16 protein-coding genes and 1 pseudogene are annotated in these 18,749 nt (G+C 64.6%); 14 read left to right on the forward strand and 3 right to left on the reverse strand.

The window, feature by feature from the left end; all coding sequences use genetic code 11:
* Positions 1-4: 4 nt before the first annotated feature.
* The 3 genes from ACZ9C1_RS25760 to ACZ9C1_RS25770 all read left to right on the forward strand — a co-directional run bounded on the left by ACZ9C1_RS25760 (position 5) and on the right by ACZ9C1_RS25770 (position 1,936).
* Positions 5-397, forward strand: coding sequence for an SMI1/KNR4 family protein (locus ACZ9C1_RS25760; protein ID WP_139672906.1), 393 nt, complete (start codon positions 5-7; stop codon positions 395-397).
* A 116-nt stretch (positions 398-513) separates the two neighbouring features.
* On the forward strand, positions 514-918 hold the full coding sequence (locus ACZ9C1_RS25765; protein ID WP_476254524.1) for a transcriptional regulator: 405 nt from the start codon (positions 514-516) through the stop codon (positions 916-918).
* Positions 919-1,009: 91 nt separating this feature from the next.
* Positions 1,010-1,936 (forward strand): DMT family transporter, encoded by a 927-nt coding sequence (locus tag ACZ9C1_RS25770; protein ID WP_434728703.1) that lies wholly within the window; start codon positions 1,010-1,012, stop codon positions 1,934-1,936.
* 67 nt (positions 1,937-2,003) lie between these two features.
* On the opposite strand, the gene ACZ9C1_RS25775 is transcribed toward ACZ9C1_RS25770, so the two are convergent.
* Entirely contained in the window at positions 2,004-3,164 is a 1,161-nt protein-coding gene (locus tag ACZ9C1_RS25775) for an MFS transporter (RefSeq protein ID WP_476254525.1), read from the reverse strand.
* Positions 3,165-3,271: 107 nt separating this feature from the next.
* Here ACZ9C1_RS25775 and ptrR point away from each other — a divergent pair, with 107 nt between their 5' ends.
* The gene (ptrR, locus tag ACZ9C1_RS25780) at positions 3,272-4,165 is read left to right on the forward strand and encodes a putrescine utilization regulator PtrR (RefSeq protein WP_476254526.1); all 894 of its coding nucleotides are present in this window, start codon (positions 3,272-3,274) and stop codon (positions 4,163-4,165) included.
* Positions 4,166-4,289: 124 nt separating this feature from the next.
* Positions 4,290-4,418 (forward strand): PA1414 family protein, encoded by a 129-nt coding sequence (locus ACZ9C1_RS25785; RefSeq protein WP_256206021.1) that lies wholly within the window; start codon positions 4,290-4,292, stop codon positions 4,416-4,418.
* 62 nt (positions 4,419-4,480) lie between these two features.
* Here the strand turns inward: ACZ9C1_RS25785 and mnmC are convergent, their stop codons facing one another.
* Positions 4,481-6,451: a bifunctional tRNA (5-methylaminomethyl-2-thiouridine)(34)-methyltransferase MnmC2/FAD-dependent 5-carboxymethylaminomethyl-2-thiouridine(34) oxidoreductase MnmC1 gene (gene mnmC, locus ACZ9C1_RS25790; protein ID WP_457378545.1), complete on the reverse strand. Its 1,971-nt coding sequence runs from the start codon at positions 6,449-6,451 to the stop codon at positions 4,481-4,483.
* A gap of 153 nt (positions 6,452-6,604) precedes the next feature.
* Between mnmC and pap the strand changes: the two genes are divergently transcribed.
* The gene (gene pap / locus ACZ9C1_RS25795) at positions 6,605-8,095 is read left to right on the forward strand and encodes a polyphosphate:AMP phosphotransferase (RefSeq protein WP_102684350.1); all 1,491 of its coding nucleotides are present in this window, start codon (positions 6,605-6,607) and stop codon (positions 8,093-8,095) included.
* A 195-nt stretch (positions 8,096-8,290) separates the two neighbouring features.
* On the forward strand, positions 8,291-9,244 hold the full coding sequence (locus ACZ9C1_RS25800; protein WP_277503176.1) for a DMT family transporter: 954 nt from the start codon (positions 8,291-8,293) through the stop codon (positions 9,242-9,244).
* 37 nt (positions 9,245-9,281) lie between these two features.
* Here the strand turns inward: ACZ9C1_RS25800 and ACZ9C1_RS25805 are convergent, their stop codons facing one another.
* Complete coding sequence (locus ACZ9C1_RS25805) at positions 9,282-10,676, reverse strand: class II fumarate hydratase (protein WP_102684348.1); 1,395 nt, start codon at positions 10,674-10,676, stop codon at positions 9,282-9,284.
* A gap of 153 nt (positions 10,677-10,829) precedes the next feature.
* Between ACZ9C1_RS25805 and ACZ9C1_RS25810 the strand changes: the two genes are divergently transcribed.
* The 7 genes and pseudogenes from ACZ9C1_RS25810 (at position 10,830) to ACZ9C1_RS25840 (ending at position 18,710) form a co-directional block, all read left to right on the forward strand.
* On the forward strand, positions 10,830-11,348 hold the full coding sequence (locus tag ACZ9C1_RS25810) for a DUF2059 domain-containing protein (protein ID WP_102684347.1): 519 nt from the start codon (positions 10,830-10,832) through the stop codon (positions 11,346-11,348).
* Positions 11,349-11,358: 10 nt separating this feature from the next.
* Complete coding sequence (locus tag ACZ9C1_RS25815) at positions 11,359-11,658, forward strand: BolA family protein (protein WP_102684346.1); 300 nt, start codon at positions 11,359-11,361, stop codon at positions 11,656-11,658.
* A 217-nt stretch (positions 11,659-11,875) separates the two neighbouring features.
* Positions 11,876-12,808, forward strand: a complete 933-nt coding sequence (gene trhO / locus ACZ9C1_RS25820) for an oxygen-dependent tRNA uridine(34) hydroxylase TrhO (protein ID WP_023631440.1) — start codon at positions 11,876-11,878, stop codon at positions 12,806-12,808.
* A 3-nt stretch (positions 12,809-12,811) separates the two neighbouring features.
* On the forward strand, positions 12,812-13,444 hold the full coding sequence (locus ACZ9C1_RS25825; RefSeq protein ID WP_277503178.1) for a DsbA family protein: 633 nt from the start codon (positions 12,812-12,814) through the stop codon (positions 13,442-13,444).
* Positions 13,437-15,270: pseudogene (locus ACZ9C1_RS25830) on the forward strand (ABC transporter ATP-binding protein). Before ACZ9C1_RS25825 ends, ACZ9C1_RS25830 begins: the two are co-directional and overlap by 8 nt.
* A gap of 159 nt (positions 15,271-15,429) precedes the next feature.
* Positions 15,430-17,886: an EAL domain-containing protein gene (locus ACZ9C1_RS25835; RefSeq protein ID WP_102684343.1), complete on the forward strand. Its 2,457-nt coding sequence runs from the start codon at positions 15,430-15,432 to the stop codon at positions 17,884-17,886.
* 38 nt (positions 17,887-17,924) lie between these two features.
* Positions 17,925-18,710, forward strand: a complete 786-nt coding sequence (locus ACZ9C1_RS25840; protein ID WP_046856627.1) for a TenA family transcriptional regulator — start codon at positions 17,925-17,927, stop codon at positions 18,708-18,710.
* Positions 18,711-18,749: the final 39 nt, after the last annotated feature.

Below are 18,749 nucleotides of genomic sequence, written 5' to 3' on the forward strand. Positions count from 1 at the left end.
GGGAATGTATGACGATCTACAGCCGGACAAGGTGTCCGGCCCCCTTTCCAAACTGGCGACCGCCGAAGCGCAGGTGCTCTCGGCGCTGGCTGGCGCCCATTCGCAGGTGCCGGCTGATTACCTGGCATTCATCAGGGAGCTTGGATGGGGGGAAGTGGGTGAGGCGGCCTATATGTTGTACGAAGGCCTGCTTACGCCTGACCAGGTCTACGATGAGGATGGGGAGAACGCCCTGGAAGGCATACTGCTGTTCGGGGATGACCTGCAGGGATACTGTTCAGGGTTTGACACGAACAACGGTTGGGTGGTCGTCGATATCGACCCGGTGAGCCGTGAGGCTCATCAGGTTGCGGACAGTTTTTCCGAATACATCCGTGAAATGCTGAACGACTTGTAACCTGCAGGGCGCGCTGCGCAGAGCAATGAGCGGGTTCGTGGTTTTGATGGAACACCTGGCAACCTCTGTCAGTCCCACGCTGTGTACCTACTTGTCCACAGCAGGAGGCTTACCCCATGAGCACATACGACTGGGACCTGATCGAACGCTTGCTGCACGAAGTGCAGAACGGCGCCGGTCACAGTTTTACGCCGCGCCCCTATGCCGAGCAGCATGCCGCCGCGTTGGCCGCTGATGGCGAGGCACCGGGCGATCTGAACCAGATCAAGGCCCAGGCCTGCAAGTACGAAAAGATCCTCTTCGAACGCGGTTTTATCGAGAGCCGGCCTGAAGCGGAAGGCGGCAATGGCGAGAATTTCGTCCTCAGCCCGCGCGGTTCGCGCCTGCTCAGCCTGATCGACAGCAGCATTCCGGGCTTCGAACACCCACGCCAGGTGCTCGATGAACAGGCCGATGCCCTGGATGAAGCCACCTTCGAGCACGTCTCGGCCAAGGCGCAGATCGCTGGCGGGTCAATTTAGACTGGCATCGGCAAGGCCGGTCCCCCGATAATCGGGATCCATTCTCACCGCCGAGCCTTGCCATGTCGTTCAACCCGCAGAGGGGCCGCCCATGACCGCGGTCCGCAAGAACCCCGACGCTTTTGCTTTCCAGGTCATGCTGGGGCTGTGCCTGATCTGGGGTTGCCAGCAGGTGCTGATCAAATCCGCCGCGGTGGATATCGCACCGGTCATGCAGGCGGCGTTTCGCAATGGTATCGCCGCGCTACTGGTAGGCCTGCTGGTGTGCTTCCGGGGTGGCTGGAACCAGGTCGGCAGCACCTGGCGCGCCGGGCTGTTGGCCGGCGCGTTGTTCGGCCTGGAGTTCCTGTTCATCGCCGAGGGGCTGAAACTGACTTCGGCGGCGCATATGTCGGTGTTCCTCTACACCGCGCCGATCTTCACCGCCCTGGGGCTGCATTTCATGATGCCCAGCGAGCGGTTGCGGCTGTTGCAGTGGCTGGGGATCCTGCTGGCGTTTGCAGGGATTGCCCTGGCCTTTGCGGGCGGTGTTTCCCTCGAACATCTCGATGGGCGCATGTTGCTGGGCGACGCCTTGGCGATCCTGGCAGGCCTGGCCTGGGGCGCGACCACGGTGGTGGTGCGCGGCTCGCGGTTGTCCGAGGCGCCGGCGACCCTGACTTTGTTCTACCAGCTGGCAGTGGGGTTTGTCGGGCTGGTGCTGATCGCCTTGGTGAGCGGGCAAATCGCCGACTTCTCGCTGACCCCGCTGGCGGTGGGCAGCGTGCTGTTCCAGGGGATCGTGGTGTCGTTTGTGAGCTACCTGACCTGGTTCTGGTTGCTGCGCAAGTACCTGGCCTCGAACCTGGCGGTGTTTTCCTTCATCACGCCGCTGTTCGGGGTGACCTTTGGCGTGCTGCTGCTGGACGAGCCGCTGAGCCTGAACTTCGTGATCGGCGCGGTGATGGTGCTGCTCGGGGTGATCATGGTCAGCGCCGAGGCGTGGGTGCGGCAGCAGTTGCGCAAACTGGTGGGGTAAGCGGTCGGCAGTTCCGGCCCTATCGCGAGGCAAGCCCGTTCCCACAAGGGCTTGCCTCATCACAGGGTCAGCCTGCCTGTCTCAAGCTGGCACAGGTTGGTGGACCCGAGAAGCCCCCGGTCAATATCCCGGCCAATCCCATCCCTACCGCAGCCAGTACCAGTGCGGGCTGTAATCCCCCACTGAAATGGCTGCTCAACGCCGCCAGCAACGGCCCACTCAATTGCCCAAGGGCGAAACAAGCGGTCAGCATCCCGGCATTGCGCTGCGTGGCATGGGGCGCCAGCTCCCGCGAGCGCTGCATCACCAGTTGCATGCAGGCCAGGAACGGCCCGCCGCACAGCAGCACGCCCAATGCCAGGCCGACGCCGCCCCCCAGCAGGCAGGCCAGAACACCCAGCCCTTGCAGCCACAGGGTGATGCTCAGCCAGGTCGAGGTGCGGCCCGGGCGGCGCAGGCTGACGATCATCACACCCAGCGCCGAGGCCAGGCCGAATGCCGGCCAGAACAGGTCGGCCAGCCATTGCCCATGGAACTGCTGGCTGGCCATCTGCGACAGGAAGGTGGCCGGCAGGATGTAGCCGATCCCGTATAGCGCGTAGACCAGGCCCAGGCGGCCGATGCCATTGTTGGGGCCGCGGTCGTTGGCAAGGGGCAAGGTGACGGGTTCGAGCGCTCGCGGCAGCCACGGCAGCACTGCGAGCAGCATGACCAGTGCGGCGACCCCGTAAACCAGCCACAGGGCCGCCGAATCCAGCCCCAGCAGGTGCGCAGCCAAGGCCAGCAAGCCTGTCACCGCAATCCCGACACCGGGCCCGGCGAACACCAGTGCGCCGAGGCGCTGGCGGCCATGGGCACTGGCCAGTTGCTGGCTGAGGCTGGCGATCATCACCAGCACCCAGGCGCTGGCCACGCCGGTGCCGAAGCGCAGCAGCAAATGGCTCCAGAACCCGTCGGCCGCCCACGACGCCAGGGTCAGCAGTACGCACAGCCACAGCCCGCCATGCAGGCGCAGGCGGACCTGGTGTGGCTGGCGGGCGAACATGGCGTCCACCGCGCCGAGGAAGTAGCCCAGGTAGTTGGCGGCGGCGACCAGGCCGCCAGCGGTCAGGTCGAACTGGCCCTCGGCGATCAGCCGGGGCAGTTGCGGGGTCAGGGCGAAGCGGCCGATGCCCATGGCCATCATCAGCGCCACGGCGCTGGCCAGCAATTGCACGAAGGGCGACATGGAAAGTCTCCTGCACGAAGGGGATGCGATGGATGGCAGGGTAGGGCGCATTGACTTTCAATAAAATTGAATAATGATGATGAAGTTATTCTGTTTTGGAGAATCTCATGGAGTTCAGCCAACTGCGCATCTTCCAGGCCGTGGCCGAGGAGGGGTCATTGACCCGCGCCGCCGAACGCTTGCATCGGGTGCCGTCGAACCTGTCGACGCGCCTGCGTCAGCTCGAGGAGCAGCTGGGGGTGGAGCTGTTCCTGCGCGAGCGCCAGCGTCTGCAGTTATCGTCGGCTGGCAAGGTACTGCTGGATTATGCTCAGCGCCTGTCCAACCTGCGTGACGAGGCGCTCGCGGCGGTGCAGGGTGGCCAGCCAGCGGGAGATTTCGTGCTGGGCACCATGTACAGCACGGCGGCAATCCACTTGCCGGCGCTGCTGGCGCGTTATCACCAGGCCTATCCAGCAGTGAACCTGCAGGTCCAGGCGGCGCCTAGTGCCGAACTGCTCGAAGGCGTGCTCAGCCATCGGTTGGACGCGGCGTTGGTCGACGGCCCGCTCAACCTGGCCGGGCTGGATGGCGTGCCACTGTGCGAGGAAACGCTGGTACTGATCACCAGCCCCGAGCACCCGGTGGTGCACAGCGCCAGGGATGTCGCCGGCAAGGCGGTGTTCACCTTCCGCCAGGGCTGTTCCTACCGCATGCGTCTGGAAGCCTGGTATGCCCATGCCCACACGCCCATGGGCCGGGTGATGGAGATCGAGTCCTACCAGAGCATGCTGGCTTGCGTGATCGCCGGGGCCGGGGTGGCTTTGATGGCGCAATCGATGCTCGACAGCCTGCCGGGGCGCGACCAGGTGCGTGCCCACCGTTTGCAGGCACCGTTCGATCATGCGATGACCTGGTTGATGTGGCGCCAGGGCAAACGCGGGGCCAATCTGCAGGCCTGGATTGATTTGCAACAAAGCGAAACGATTGACCGACCGTCGGAAGCTGCCATCTGCGCTTGATCCGGGTCAGAATCGCCCATATCTGTAAAAGCAGAGGCATGCGCAATACAAGACATCGGACTATGATCTGTATGACGCATCGCAAGATTGATTGACCGAGAGGCTGACCCGTCAAGGGGGCAATATGAACGAACGCATGTACAACTGGCTCCATGACCTCGCTGTCGCCCTGGGCCTGCTCCCGCCACCGTTGCAGCCGGTGCCGATCCCGACCGACGAAGAACAGCGCAAGCGCCAGCCGCGTCGGCGCTGAGCACCCGGCAAAAGGCCGCCGCATCCGATCGATGCGGCGGCCTTTTGCGTTCAATGGGCGCGCTACTTGCCCCGTATGAGCCGACGCAGCGCGAAGCGGTTGGGATGGCACGCCTCGGCCACCGCCCTGGGCACCGGGAGCGGCTCACCAGTGACCCACGCCGCAATCAACTCACCAGACAACGGCGCTGTGATCAGGCCGCGCGAGCCGTGCCCACTGTTCACGTACAACCCCTCCAGCCACGGGCAGGCCACGTCCGGTACCTGCCGCGCATCCTTGCCCAGCATGGCGTAAGCCTCGTTGAACGCCTCGACATCGGCCATCGGCCCGACGATGGGCAGGTAATCCGGGCTGGTGCAGCGAAACGCCGCCCGACCCTGCAACTGCGCCGGGTCCAGCTCGGCGGTGCACAGGCGGGTGGCGAGGTTTGGCGAGATATCATCGAGCAGTGCCAGGTTACCCTGATGCTCGGCCACAGTCGGTGCCAGGTCTTCGCTGTTGAAGTCGAAGCTGGCGCCAAGGGTGTGCTCGTCCCCTCGCGGGGGTGCCACGTAGCCGTCGGCACAGACCACGGTGCGCAGCGCACGGCTGCCTTCGGTCACGGGCAGGCGGGTGATCTGCCCACGAATACGCTTGAGCGGCAGCCCGGCGCACGCCGGGAAGCGGCGGATATCGGCGGCGCCGGCCAGCACCACCAGCGGTGCGCTGGCCAGCAGGCGCTCACCTTCCCAGGCCTGCCACAGGCCATCGGTACGGCGCAGTTCGAGCACATCGGCGTGGGTAAGCAGGCGGATACGCGGGTGATCCAGTTGGGCCTGGCACAGCGCAGGTGGGTGCACCCAGCCACCTTCGGGGTAGTACAGGCCGCCGCTGGGCAACGCGACCCCGGCGATGGCTTCGGCCTGGGCGTGCTCCAGGCGCTGTAGCAGGCTGTTGTCAAAGGCCGCGGCCAGCTTGGCCTGGCGCGCGTTCTCCTGGTCATCGAAAGCCAGTTGCAATACGCCGCAGGCCTCCCAGTCCTGGCCATGCTGCAGGTGCTCGAGCCAGCGGCGGGTGTAGCCGAAGCCGGCGAGGATCATCTGCGAAAGGGCTGTGCCGTGGGCGGAAAGCTTCAGGTACAGCACACCTTGTGGATTGCCCGAGGCCTCCCGGGCCGGGCCGTCGTGGCGCTCCAGCACACAGACTTGCCAGCCCCGTGCTGCCAGGCTCTGGGCGGTGGCGCTGCCGGCCAGGCCGGCGCCGATCACCAGCGCTTCGCGTGGCCCCGATGCGGCTGTCGGGTGTGCGTACCAGGGTGGTGCGCCAGTGGCCGGCGCACCGCTGTAGACCCCGTGCATCACTTCCCACTTCTTGCCGATGCCCGGCACTTTCTTCATGGTAAAGCCGGCCTCGATCAGCGAGCGACGCACCCAGCCGGTGGTGGTGAAGGTACCCAGGGTAGTGCCGGGGTGCGACAGCCGCGCCAGCTGGGCGAACAGTTCCGGCGTCCACATGTCGGGGTTCTTTGCCGGGGCGAAGCCATCGAGGAACCAGGCGTCGATGCGGGCATCGAGCTGAGGCAACTGTTCCAGCGCGTCGCCGATCATCAGGGTCAGGGTGACGCGGCCACCGGCGAGGCTGAATTGCTGGAAGCCTGGGTGGATCGCCACGTACTGTTCCAGCAACGGCTGGGTGAAGGCGGCCAGCTCCGGCCACAGTTGCATGGCGCGGGCCAGGTCGTCGCGGGCCAGCGGGTACTTCTCGACGCTGACGAAATGCAGTCGCGCCTCGGCGGGCGCAAGCTCCGCGAACAGTTGCCAGGCACAGAAGAAGTTCATGCCGGTGCCAAAACCCGTTTCACCGATCACCAGGCATGCATGCGGCTGCAGCTCGGCGAAGCGCTGGCGCAGGTGGTTCTGCTCGATGAACACATGCAGGGTCTCGTCGATGCCTTCGTTGATGGCGAAGTAGACATCATGGTATTGCCGGGAGTGGGGACGGCCCTGGTCATCCCAGTCGATCTGGGCCTGTGTGGGGGGGAGGGTGTCGGACATGGTCGGCTCGGTTGCAACAAAGGGGGGATCTTAAGCGATCTGCAGACGCTTGCGTCGTTCGTGGCAGCGGCCTGGTGTCGCGATGGTGAGCGCAGAGGGCGCAAAAATCCTCCTCGATCCGCTAATCTTGCTTATCCATTGAAGGAGCCCTCCATGTTCGAATCCGCCGAAATCGGTCACAGCATCGACAAGGACACCTACGAAGCCGAAGTGCCCGCCCTGCGCGAGGCCTTGCTCGAAGCCCAGTACGAACTCAAGCAACAGGCGCGCTTTCCGGTGATCGTGCTGATCAACGGCATCGAGGGCGCCGGCAAGGGCGAGACGGTCAAGCTGCTCAATGAGTGGATGGACCCGCGGCTGATCGAGGTTCGCACCTTCGACCAGCAGACCGACGAAGAGCTGGCTCGCCCGCCGGCCTGGCGCTACTGGCGGGCGCTGCCACCGAAAGGGCGGATGGGCGTGTTCTTCGGCAACTGGTACAGCCAGATGCTCGAAGGGCGGGTGCACGGCCAGTTCAAGGACGCGGTGCTCGACCAGGCCATCGCCGGCGCCGAGCGCCTGGAGCAGATGCTGTGCGACGAGGGCGCGCTGATCATCAAGTTCTGGTTCCACTTGTCCAAGAAACAGATGAAGGCGCGGCTCAAGGCGCTCAAGGAAGACCCGCTGCACAACTGGCGCATCAGCCCGCTGGACTGGCAGCAGTCGCAAACCTACGACCGCTTCGTGCGCTTCGGCGAGCGGGTGCTGCGTCGTACCAGTCGCGACTACGCGCCTTGGCACGTGATCGAGGGCGTCGATCCGTATTACCGCAGCCTCGCGGTGGGGCGCATTCTGTTGGAGAGCCTGCAGGCGGCGCTGGACAACAAGCCACTCAAGCACCAGGGCAATGTGACACCGCTGGGGCGCAGCATTGACCAGAAGAGCCTGCTGGGCGCACTTGACCTGAGCAAGCGCCTGGACAAACGCGATTACGAAGAGCAGCTGGTCACCGAGCAGGCACGCCTGGCGGGGCTTTTGCGTAACAAGCACATGCGCCGGCATGCGCTGGTGGCGGTTTTCGAAGGTAACGACGCTGCCGGCAAGGGCGGGGCCATTCGCCGCGTGGCGGCGGCGCTGGACCCGCGCCAGTACCGCATCGTACCGATTGCCGCGCCCACCGAGGAAGAGCGTGCCCAGCCGTACCTCTGGCGGTTCTGGCGGCACATTCCGGCGCGCGGCAAATTCACCGTCTTCGACCGCTCCTGGTATGGCCGGGTGCTGGTGGAGCGGGTCGAGGGCTTCTGCAGCCCGGCGGACTGGATGCGCGCCTACGGCGAGATCAACGATTTCGAGGAGCAACTGAGCAATGCTGGCGTGGTGGTGGTCAAGTTCTGGCTGGCCATCGACCAGCAAACCCAGCTCGAGCGGTTCGAGGAGCGCGAGCAGATCCCGTTCAAGCGCTACAAGATCACCGAGGAAGACTGGCGCAACCGCGACAAGTGGGATGTCTATTCCGAAGCGGTGGGCGACATGGTCGACCGCACCAGCACCGAGATCGCGCCGTGGACCCTGGTGGAGGCCAACGACAAGCGCTGGGCGCGGGTAAAGGTGCTGCGCACGATCAACCAGGCGCTGGAGGCGGCGTTCGCCAAGGACAAGAAGTAGGCGGATCGTGTATGGGGGTTGGCTTGGCCCTATCGCGGGGCAAGTCGCATCGGCGCACCGCCGCTCCCACGAAAGCCTGCCCACGCATTGAGCATGCATCCTGGGAATGACCTGATGAAATCTTTTCCCACCACATCCTTCCCGGCAAGCCTTTAGACTGCAGCTTCCCCCGCCAAAGCCTGATTCGAGGACACCATGCACATATCTTCCGGACGCTGGGTCCAGGGCCTGCTGCTGGCGCTGCTGACCGCGTTTCTCTGGGGCATTCTGCCGATCAAGCTCAAGCAGGTGCTGCAGGTGATGGACCCGGTGACCGTCACCTGGTATCGCCTGAGCGTATCCGGGGGCCTGCTGTTCGCGTGGCTGGCGGCCAATCGGCGACTGCCGTCGTTCAGCCGACTCGGCGTCAAGGGCAAGGGGCTGGTGGCCGTCGCGGTGGCGGGTCTGGTCGGCAACTACGTGTTGTACCTGGTCGGGCTCAACCTGCTCAGTCCCGGTACCGCGCAACTGGTGGTGCAACTGGGGCCGGTGTTGTTGCTGGTGGCCAGCGTATTCGTCTTCAAGGAGCGCTTCAGCCTGGGACAGGGCCTGGGCCTGTTGGTGCTGCTGTTGGGATTCGCGTTGTTCTTCAACCAGCGCCTGGAAGAACTGCTCACGTCACTCGGCAGCTATACCACCGGTGTACTCACCATCATCCTGGCCACCAGCATCTGGGTGTTCTATGCCCTGAGCCAGAAGCAACTGCTGACGGTGTGGAACTCGCAGCAGGTGATGATGGTGATCTACGTCTGTTGCGCGCTGCTGCTGACGCCTTGGGTGCATCCGCTGGAGGCGTTGCAGCTCAGCCCGTTGCAGGGCTGGTTGTTGCTGGCCTGCTGCCTGAACACGCTGGTGGCCTATGGCGCGTTCGCCGAGGCATTGGCGCATTGGGAGGCCTCGCGGGTGAGCGCGACGCTGGCGCTGACGCCGCTGGTGACGTTCGTTGCGGTAGCGTTGGCGGCCTGGCTATGGCCGGACTACGTGCATGCCGAGCAGATCAATGGCCTGGGGTATGTCGGGGCGGTGACCGTTGTACTGGGTTCGGCGCTGGTGGCGCTGGGGCCATCGCTGGTGGCTGGCTGGAAAGCGCGTCGCGCGCTGGTTGATTGACGGCCTCATCACGGCGCACCGCAATGAGGCCGCTGGATCAACCCTTGCCGCCGGGCGCCAGCATGTTCTCTGGTCGCACCCACTGGTCGAACTGCTCGTTGGTCAGGTACTTGAGCTCCAGCGCCGCCTCGCGCAGGGTCTTGCCCTCGGCATAGGCTTTCTTGGCAATTTCCGCCGCCTTGTCGTAGCCAATGTGCGGGTTCAGCGCTGTCACCAGCATCAATCCACGCTCCAGGTGCGCCGCCATCTGCTCGGCATCCGGCTCGATGCCGGCCACGCAGTGCTGCTGGAAGTTGCTGCAACCATCGGCCAGCAGTTCAATCGACTGCAGCAGGTTGTGGATGATTACCGGTTTGAACACGTTCAGTTGCAGATGCCCCTGGCTGGCGGCAAAGCCGATCGCCGTGTCGTTGCCCAGCACCTGACAAGCCAGCATCGACAAGGCCTCGCACTGCGTCGGGTTGACCTTGCCGGGCATGATCGAACTCCCTGGCTCGTTGGCTGGCAGGCGTACCTCGGCAATCCCCGCGCGCGGGCCGGAACCCAGCAGCCGCAGGTCGTTGGCGATCTTCATCAGGGCCACGGCGAGGGTCTTCAGCGCCCCGGCCAGGCTGGTCAGCGGCTCATGGCCGGCCAGGGCGGCGAACTTGTTCGGCGCGGTGACGAACGGCAGGCCGGACAAGGCCGCCAGCTCCGCGGCGATGGCTTCGGCGAAACCGTGCGGGGCATTGAGCCCGGTGCCCACGGCGGTGCCCCCCTGGGCCAGCTCGCAAACCGCCGGCAAAGTCGCGCGGATGGCGCGCTGGGCGTAGTCGAGCTGGGCGACGAAGGCCGAGACCTCCTGGCCGAAGGTGATCGGCGTGGCGTCCATCATGTGCGTGCGCCCGGTTTTCACCAGGTGCGAGTGGCGCGCCGACAGCTCGGCCAGGCCGGCCGACAGTTCGGCGATCGCCGGCAGCAGTTTCTCATGCACCGCCTGGGCCGCGGCGATGTGCATGGCGGTGGGGAAGCAGTCATTGGAGCTCTGCGAGCGGTTGACGTGATCATTGGGGTGCACCGGCACCTTGCCGCCGCGCCCCTTGCCGGCCAGCTCGTTGGCGCGGCCAGCGATCACCTCGTTGACGTTCATGTTGCTCTGGGTGCCGCTGCCGGTCTGCCACACCACCAGCGGGAACTGGTCGTCGTGTTCGCCGTCGAGCACTTCGTCGGCGGCCTGCTCGATCAGGCGGGCGATGTCGGCGGGCAGGTCGCCGTTGCGGTCGTTGACCCGGGCAGCGGCTTTCTTGACCAGCGCCAGGGCGTGCAGCACCGCGAGCGGCATGCGCTCCTTGCCAATGGCGAAGTTGATCAGCGAACGCTGGGTTTGCGCACCCCAGTAGGCGCCCTCTGGAACTTCGACCGGGCCCAGGCTGTCTGTCTCGATACGGCTCATGCTGCGCTCACTCCTTTGTGGTTCGAAATCGCAGTTTAGGCCCTGATTCGACAGAGCGGTTCCATCGCTCGTCGTGCCACTTGAGCACTTCGCCATCACAGCGCAGAATGCTCTACTCTGAGGTACTCGCCTCCCTTTCTTGAAGGAAATGCAATGACCCGTCTCCGTGTCCTCTGTGCCGCCGTTGCCCTGGTTTGCGCCAGCGGCCAGGTACTCGCCGCCACTCCAGCCCACAACGCTGCCGCCGAGAAATTCCTGACCCTGGCCAATGCCGACAAGCTGGGCACCCCGGTGTACATGCAGGTCCAGCAGATGTTCGCCCAGCGCTTCGAGCAGACCAAGGCGCCGGCCTCCAAGAAAACCGTGCTCGACAGCTACCAGGCCAAGGCCAACGCCGCCCTGGACAACGCCATCGGCTGGAAAAAACTCAAGCCGAAGATGGTCGACCTGTACACCGCGACCTTCACCGAGGCCGAGCTGAACGATCTGGTCAAGTTCTACGAATCGCCGCTGGGCAAGAAGGTCCTGCGGGAAATGCCCAAGGTCACCCAGCAGTCCGCCCAGCTGACCCAGCAGAGCCTGGAACCGGCCGTGCCAGTGGTCAACAAGCTGCTCGAAGACATGACCAAGGAACTGGACCCAAGCGCCGGCAAGGCCCCGGCGAAGAAGTGAGCGTGACGCGATGAGCATGCAGCAACGCATCGAGCAGCAACTGGCGCCGCTGGGCACGCAACACCTCGAAGTGCACAACGAAAGCCACATGCACAGCCGTGGCCAGGAAACGCACTACAAGGCGGTGCTGGTCAGCGAGCAGTTCGCCGGGCTGAACAGCGTCAAGCGCCACCAGAAGGTCTACGCCACCATGGGTGATCTGATGGGCCAGATCCACGCCCTGGCGATTCACACCTACACGCCTGAGGAATGGGCGGCGGTCGGTGTGGCACCGGCCTCGCCGGTGTGTGCCGGCGGCGGCAAGCACTGAATCCTTTCCGTCGTTCTGGTACAATTCGCGTTATTCCTTCGGGGCCGCTTTGCGGCCCATCGCCGGCAAGCCGGCTCCCACAAGTCCTGCGCAAATTTCGAGTCTTGCGCTGAGCGTGTGGGAGCCGGCTTGCCGGCGATGGGCTGCGCAGCGGCCCCATGCTTTTGCCAAACCCGGTCCGCCCCTTACGAGGGCAACCACCTGGAGATTCAACGCAATGACCCAACCGATCGTCGTGGCGGCGCTGTACAAGTTCGTCACCCTGGAAGACTACGTCGAACTGCGCGAGCCGCTGCTCAAGGCGATGCTCGACAACGGCGTAAAAGGCACCCTGCTGCTGGCCAACGAAGGTATCAACGGCACCGTTTCGGCCACCCGCGAAGGCATCGACGCGCTGCTGGCCTGGCTGCGCAACGACCCACGCCTGGTGGACGTCGACCATAAAGAGTCGTACTGCGACGAGCAGCCGTTCTACCGCACCAAGGTCAAGCTCAAGAAAGAGATCGTCACCCTCGGCGTGCCGGGCGTGGACCCGAACAAGGCGGTCGGCACCTACGTCGATCCGAAAGACTGGAACGCCCTGATCAGCGACCCGGAAGTGCTGCTGATCGACACCCGCAATGACTATGAAGTGGCCATCGGCACCTTCAAGGGTGCCATCGACCCGAAGACCGAGACCTTCCGCGAGTTCCCCGACTACATCAAGGCCCACTTCGACCCGAGCAAGCACAAGAAGGTCGCCATGTTCTGCACCGGCGGCATCCGCTGCGAGAAGGCCTCCAGCTACATGCTCGGTGAGGGCTACGAAGCGGTCTATCATCTTAAGGGCGGCATCCTGAAATACTTCGAGGAAGTACCCCAGGAAGAAAGCCTCTGGGACGGCGACTGCTTCGTCTTCGACAATCGGGTCACGGTGCGTCACGACCTGACCGAGGGCGAGTACGACCAGTGCCATGCCTGCCGCCACCCGATCGACGTGAAGGACCGGGAGTCGGAGCACTATTCGCCAGGCGTGAGCTGCCCGCACTGCTGGGACAGCCTGAGCGAGAAGACCCGGCGCAGCGCCATCGACCGCCAAAAGCAGATCGAGCTGGCCAAGGCGCGCAACCAGCCGCACCCGATCGGTTTCAACTACAAAGCCGAGGCCTGATGCATGTCCGCACGCCTGCTCTATGTGATGGACCCGATGTGCTCCTGGTGCTGGGGCTTTGCCCCGGTGGCCGAGGCGCTGATCGCCCAGGCCCTTGAGGCGGGTGTCGAGACCCGCCTGGTGCCGGGCGGCCTGCGCACCGGCGGCAGCGCCCTGGACGCCTCGACCCGCAAGTACATCCTCGAGCATTGGCAGGCGGTGCATGACGCCACCGGGCAGCCGTTCCGTTTCGACAACGCGATGCCCGACGGTTTCGTCTACGACACGGAGCCGGCATGCCGCGCCCTGGTGACGGCACGCGAGCTGGACGACAAGCGGGCCTGGCGCCTGCTGCAACTGATCCAGGCATCGTTCTACCAGCAGGGCGTGGATGTCACCCGCGCCCCGCAACTGGTGGAGCTGGCCGAGCAGGCCGGCTTCGACCGCGAACAGTTCTCCCAGCGCTTCACCCTCCCTGACACCCGAGTCGCCACCAGTGCCGATTTCGCCTGGGTGCAGGACCTGGGCATCGCTGGCTTCCCCACGCTGCTGGCCGAGCGCAATGGCCAACTGGCCCTGCTGACCAATGGCTACCAGCCGCTGGAAAGCCTGCAACCCTTGCTCGGCCGCTGGCTGCAGCAGGCCGCCTGTGCTTGACCTGCCAGGGTCGCCAGACCCTGTGCCAGGGAAGTCCCCCGCTGTGCCCGATCGCCTGAGCTGGGCGGAAATCCGCCGTCTGGCCCTGCACCACAAGCAAGCCCTGTGGACTGCCAACCTGGTGGCCGTGCTTGCCGCCCTGTGCAGCGTGCCGATTCCCTTGCTGCTGCCTTTGCTGGTGGATGAAGTGTTGCTGGGGCATGGCGATGCGGCGCTGAAGTGGATGAACAATTTCCTGCCCGCGGGCTGGCAGGTGGCCGCCGGTTACATCGGGCTGATGCTGTGCGCCACCCTCGGCCTGCGCCTGGCGGCGCTGGTGTTCAACGTGGTCCAGGCCAAGCTGTTCGCCGGCCTGGCCAAGGACATCGTCTACCGCCTGCGCATCCGCCTGATCGAGCGGCTCAAGCGCATTTCGCTCAAGGAGTACGAAAGCCTGGGCAGCGGCACGGTGACCACCCACCTGGTCACCGACCTGGACACCCTCGACAAGTTCGTCGGCGAAACCCTGAGCCGCTTCCTGGTGGCCCGTGCTCACGCTGACCGGCACCGCGGCCATCCTGATCTGGATGCACTGGCAGCTGGCGCTGCTGATCCTGCTGTTCAACCCGCTGGTGATCTATTTCACCGTGCAGTTGGGCAAGCGCGTCAAGCACCTGAAGAAGCTCGAGAACGACAGCACCGCACGTTTCACCCAGGCATTGACCGAGACCCTCGACGCGATCCAGGAAATCCGCGCCAGCAACCGCCAGGGCTACTTCCTCGGCCGCTTGGGACTGCGCGCCCGCGAGGTGCGCGACTACGCGGTTGCCTCGCAGTGGAAGAGCGACGCCAGCGGTCGCGCCAGTGGCCTGTTGTTCCAGTTCGGCATCGACATCTTCCGTGCCGCTGCCATGCTCACGGTGCTGTTCTCCGACCTGTCGATCGGCCAGATGCTGGCGGTGTTCAGCTACCTGTGGTTCATGATCGGGCCGGTGGAGCAGTTGCTGAACCTGCAATATGCCTACTACGCCGCCGGCGGTGCGCTGAGTCGCTTGAACGAGCTGCTGGCGCGGGCCGACGAGCCGCAGTACCCGGCGGCCGGCGACCCGTTCGCCGGGCGCGAGACGGTTGGTATCGAGGTGCGCGACCTGCGCTTCGCCTATGCCGACGAGCCGGTGCTCGACCAGCTCAACCTGACCATCGCCCCGGGCGAGAAGGTCGCCATCGTCGGTGCCAGCGGCGGTGGCAAGAGTACCTTGGTGCAGTTGCTGCTTGGGCTGTACAGCGCCCAGGCCGGGACCATCCGCTTCGGGGGCGCCAGCCTGCAGGAGATCGGCCTGGAGACCCTGCGCGAAAATGTCGCGGTGGTGCTGCAGCACCCCTCGCTGTTCAACGACAGCGTGCGTGCCAACCTGGCCATGGGTCGTGACTGCAGTGACGAGGACTGCTGGCAGGCGCTGCGCATCGCCCAGCTGGACGCCACCATCGCCGCGCTGCCCCAGGGCCTGGACAGCATCGTCGGGCGTTCCGGCGTGCGCCTGTCTGGTGGCCAGCGCCAGCGCCTGGCGATCGCCCGCATGGTGCTGGCCGAACCCAAGGTGGTCATCCTCGATGAGGCCACCTCTGCGTTGGACGCGGCTACCGAGTACAACCTGCACCTGGCCTTGGCACGCTTCCTCAGCGGGCGCACCACGCTGATCATCGCCCACCGCCTGTCGGCGGTGAAGCAGGCGGACCGGGTGCTGGTGTTCGATGGCGGCCATGTCGCCGAAGATGGCGACCACCAGCAACTGATCGCCGAAGGCGGCCTGTACGCCAAGCTCTACGGCCACCTGCAGCAAACCTGAAAACCGCCTCAAGCTTCGAGCTGCAAGCGGCAAGTTGAAGTCAGCGCACTTTTTCTTGCCGCTTGGGGCTTGCAGCTTGTCGCTCCTTCATGGCAAATGGCCTACGCTGTGCTTGTCTAGGTCGATTCGTGCCTTATCTGCCGTCATGACAGGGATTACATGAAGGGAAATCGGACTCTCGAAGCGCCAAGGCTGCTGGGTATCATCTGGCCCTTCGTCGCCGTTGTGGTTTTCCAGGTACTGCTGGGCAGTCTGAGTCTTTATGCGTTGTCCGCCGTGCGTGCCTATGTGGCGGGCGAGAGCCTGTGGTCCAAGGCGCAGAAGGACGCTATCTACTACCTCAACCTCTATGCCGATGATCGTGATCCGCTGACCTATGCCCGCTATCGTCGGGCCATCCTGGTGCCCCAGGGGGATCACAACTTGCGCCTGGCCCTGGATCGGCCCGAGCCGGACCTGGAGGCGGCGCGCCAAGGCGTGCTGCAGGGCGGCAACCATCCCGAAGACGTTGCCCGGATCATCTGGTTCTACCGCAACTTTCGCCATATCAGCTACATGGAAACCGCCATCGATTATTGGGACATCGGTGACGACTACCTGCGCCAGCTCGACGTACTGGCCCAGCAGATGCGCGAAGGGTTTGCCGGCGACAAGGTCGACGCCCACCAGGTAGCCAACTGGAAGGCGCGCATCGTTGCCATCAATGATGGCGTGACGCCCGCCGCCAAGGCGTTCAGCGATGCCCTGGGCGAAGGCTCGCGGATGCTGCTCAAGGTGCTGATGCTCACCAACCTGGCCACTGCGCTGTTCCTCATCGCCATGGCCTGGCGGCGCTCAAGCAAGCTGCTGGCCCAGCGCCAGGCGTTCGCCAGTGCGTTGCAAGAGGAAAAGGAGCGGGCGCAGATCACCCTGGAGTCGATCGGCGACGCGGTGATTACCGCCGATGTCGACGGTTGCATCAGCTACATGAACCCGGCCGCCGAGCAACTGACTCACTGGCAGGCGGTGCAGGCCCAGGGCCTGCCGCTGGCGGCGCTGTTCAGCCTGCTCGACGAGAATGCAGAAGGCGATAGCATGACGCTGGTCGAGCAGGTGCTCAGCGGCAGCCTCAAGGGTGGCGCCGAGCACGCCCGGTTGATCCAGCGCCTGGATGGCAGCACGGTGTCGGTCAACCTGGTGGGCTCGCCCATTCTCACCGAAGGGCAGGTCAGTGGCATCGTGGTGGTGCTGCACGACATGACCCAGGAGCGCCAGTACATTGCCAATCTATCGTGGCAGGCCACCCACGACGCCCTGACCGGGCTGGCCAACCGCCGCGAGTTCGAGTACCGCCTGGAGCAGGCGCTCAATGGCCTGGCGCGCCAGGCCGGGCGGCATTCGCTGATGTTCCTCGACCTGGACCAGTTCAAGCTGGTCAACGACACCTGTGGCCATGCCGCTGGCGACGAGCTGTTGCGGCATATCTGCGCGGTGCTGCAGTCGGGCCTGCGCGAGGGCGACACCCTGGCGCGCCTGGGGGGTGACGAGTTCGGCGTGCTGCTCGAGAACTGCCCCCCCGAGCAGGGCGAGCGCATCGCCGAGCAATTGCGCCAGGCCGTGCAGAGCCTGCATTTCGTGTGGAAGGGCAGGCCCTTCGTCACCACGGTCAGCATCGGCCTGGTGCATATCGCCCAGGTGCCCAGCACCCTGGAGGCGTCGTTGCGCGCGGCGGACATGGCCTGCTACATGGCCAAGGAGAAAGGACGCAACCGCGTCCAGGTCTATCACGCCGACGACAGCGAGCTGTCCATGCGCTTCGGTGAAATGGCCTGGATCCAGCGCCTGCACGTCGCGCTGGAGGAGAATCGCTTCTGTCTCTACGCCCAGGAAATCGCCCCTTTGCATCCCCACGAGGGGCCGGGGCATATCGAAATCCTCCTGCGCCTGCACGACGAAAGCGGGCGTACCATCCTGCCCGACAGCTTCATTCCCGCAGCCGAGCGCTACGGCCTGATGACCGCGCTTGATCGTTGGGTGGTGCGCAGCGTGTTCCAGGTGATTCGCCAGTGCCTGGACGAGGGGCGGGAGGGGCCGTTGGCCATGTGCGCCATCAACCTTTCCGGTTCGAGCATAGGTGACGACAAGTTCCTCGAGTACCTGCAGCGCCTGTTTGGCGAGTTCGACATTCCGCCACGGTTGATCTGTTTTGAAATTACCGAAACCAGCGCCATCGCCAACCTGGGCAGCGCAATCCGGTTCATCAATGAATTGAAAGGATTGGGCTGCAAATTCTCGCTGGACGACTTCTGCGCCGGAATGTCGTCATTCGCCTATTTGAAGCATTTGCCTGTAGACTTCCTGAAGATCGACGGAAGTTTCGTCAAGGACATGCTCGATGACCCGATCAACCGGGCGATGGTCGAAGTGATCAATCACATCGGCCACGTCATGGGTAAGCGGACCATCGCCGAGTTCGTCGAGACGCCACTGATCGAGCAGGCTTTGCAGGAGATCGGCGTGGATTACGCCCAGGGATATCTCATCGAACGCCCGCAGGTGTTCACCTGCGACAGCCTGCAGCGCCAACGGATTGCCGCGAGGCCCCTTCTGCACCGGGCGCCGGGGACCTTTCGCTGAATAACGCCCGGAAATCACAGGGAATCAAGGAGCTGACAGTGATCGACGCGTTCGTAAGGATCGGACCATTGATGGATCCGGCCAGTTATCCGCAGTGGGCCCAACAACTGATAGAGGATTGCCGCGAAAGCAAGCGCAGGGTGGTGGAGCATGAGTTCTACCAACGCCTGCGCGATGGCCAGCTCAAGCAGTCGACCATCCGCCAGTACCTGATCGGTGGCTGGCCGGTGGTCGAGCAGTTCTCCCTCTACATGGCCCACAACCTCACCAAGACCCGTTACGCCCGGCACCCCGGCGAGGACATGGCGCGCCGCTGGCTGATGCGCAACATCCGCGTCGAGCTCAATCATGCCGACTACTGGGTGCACTGGTGCCAGGCCCATGGCATCCACCTGCATGAACTGCAGTCCCAGGAAGTGCCGCCCGAGCTCAATGGCTTGAACGACTGGTGTTGGCGAGTATGCGCCACCGAGTCGCTGGCCATCGCCATGGCGGCCACCAACTACGCCATCGAAGGTGCCACCGGCGAATGGTCGGCGGTGGTCTGCGCCGAAGATACCTACGCCCAGGGCTTCCCCGAAGACACCCGCAAGCGCGCCATGAAATGGCTGAAGATGCATGCGCAGTATGATGACGCGCACCCGTGGGAAGCGCTGGAAATCATCTGTACCTTGGCGGGCGAGAGCCCGACCCTGGGGCTGCGCACCGAGTTGCGTCGGGCGATCTGCAAGAGCTACGACTGCATGTTCCTGTTCCTGGAGCGTTGCATGCAGCTCGAAGGGCGCCAGCAGGGGCGTCTGCGCCCGGCCTTGGCGGCGGGCTGAAAGCATCGCGGGGCAAGTCGCATCGGCGCACCGCCGCCC

This window comes from Pseudomonas sp. TE21435 (assembly GCF_056279265.1).

Excerpts from the sequence above, each read along its gene's own strand:
- ptrR (WP_476254526.1), top strand. The coding sequence starts at position 3,272 with ATGGAGTTCAGCCAACTGCGCATCTTCCAGGCCGTGGCCGAGGAGGGG.
- trhO (WP_023631440.1), top strand. The coding sequence starts at position 11,876 with ATGACCCAACCGATCGTCGTGGCGGCGCTGTACAAGTTCGTCACCCTG.
- ACZ9C1_RS25760 (WP_139672906.1), top strand. The coding sequence starts at position 5 with ATGTATGACGATCTACAGCCGGACAAGGTGTCCGGCCCCCTTTCCAAA.
- ACZ9C1_RS25785 (WP_256206021.1), top strand. The coding sequence starts at position 4,290 with ATGAACGAACGCATGTACAACTGGCTCCATGACCTCGCTGTCGCCCTG.
- ACZ9C1_RS25825 (WP_277503178.1), top strand. The coding sequence starts at position 12,812 with ATGTCCGCACGCCTGCTCTATGTGATGGACCCGATGTGCTCCTGGTGC.
- pap (WP_102684350.1), top strand. The coding sequence starts at position 6,605 with ATGTTCGAATCCGCCGAAATCGGTCACAGCATCGACAAGGACACCTAC.
- ACZ9C1_RS25770 (WP_434728703.1), top strand. The coding sequence starts at position 1,010 with ATGACCGCGGTCCGCAAGAACCCCGACGCTTTTGCTTTCCAGGTCATG.
- ACZ9C1_RS25775 (WP_476254525.1), bottom strand. The coding sequence starts at position 3,164 with ATGTCGCCCTTCGTGCAATTGCTGGCCAGCGCCGTGGCGCTGATGATG.
- ACZ9C1_RS25765 (WP_476254524.1), top strand. The coding sequence starts at position 514 with ATGAGCACATACGACTGGGACCTGATCGAACGCTTGCTGCACGAAGTG.
- ACZ9C1_RS25835 (WP_102684343.1), top strand. The coding sequence starts at position 15,430 with ATGAAGGGAAATCGGACTCTCGAAGCGCCAAGGCTGCTGGGTATCATC.
- ACZ9C1_RS25805 (WP_102684348.1), bottom strand. The coding sequence starts at position 10,676 with ATGAGCCGTATCGAGACAGACAGCCTGGGCCCGGTCGAAGTTCCAGAG.
- mnmC (WP_457378545.1), bottom strand. The coding sequence starts at position 6,451 with ATGTCCGACACCCTCCCCCCCACACAGGCCCAGATCGACTGGGATGAC.
- ACZ9C1_RS25810 (WP_102684347.1), top strand. The coding sequence starts at position 10,830 with ATGACCCGTCTCCGTGTCCTCTGTGCCGCCGTTGCCCTGGTTTGCGCC.
- ACZ9C1_RS25800 (WP_277503176.1), top strand. The coding sequence starts at position 8,291 with ATGCACATATCTTCCGGACGCTGGGTCCAGGGCCTGCTGCTGGCGCTG.
- ACZ9C1_RS25815 (WP_102684346.1), top strand. The coding sequence starts at position 11,359 with ATGAGCATGCAGCAACGCATCGAGCAGCAACTGGCGCCGCTGGGCACG.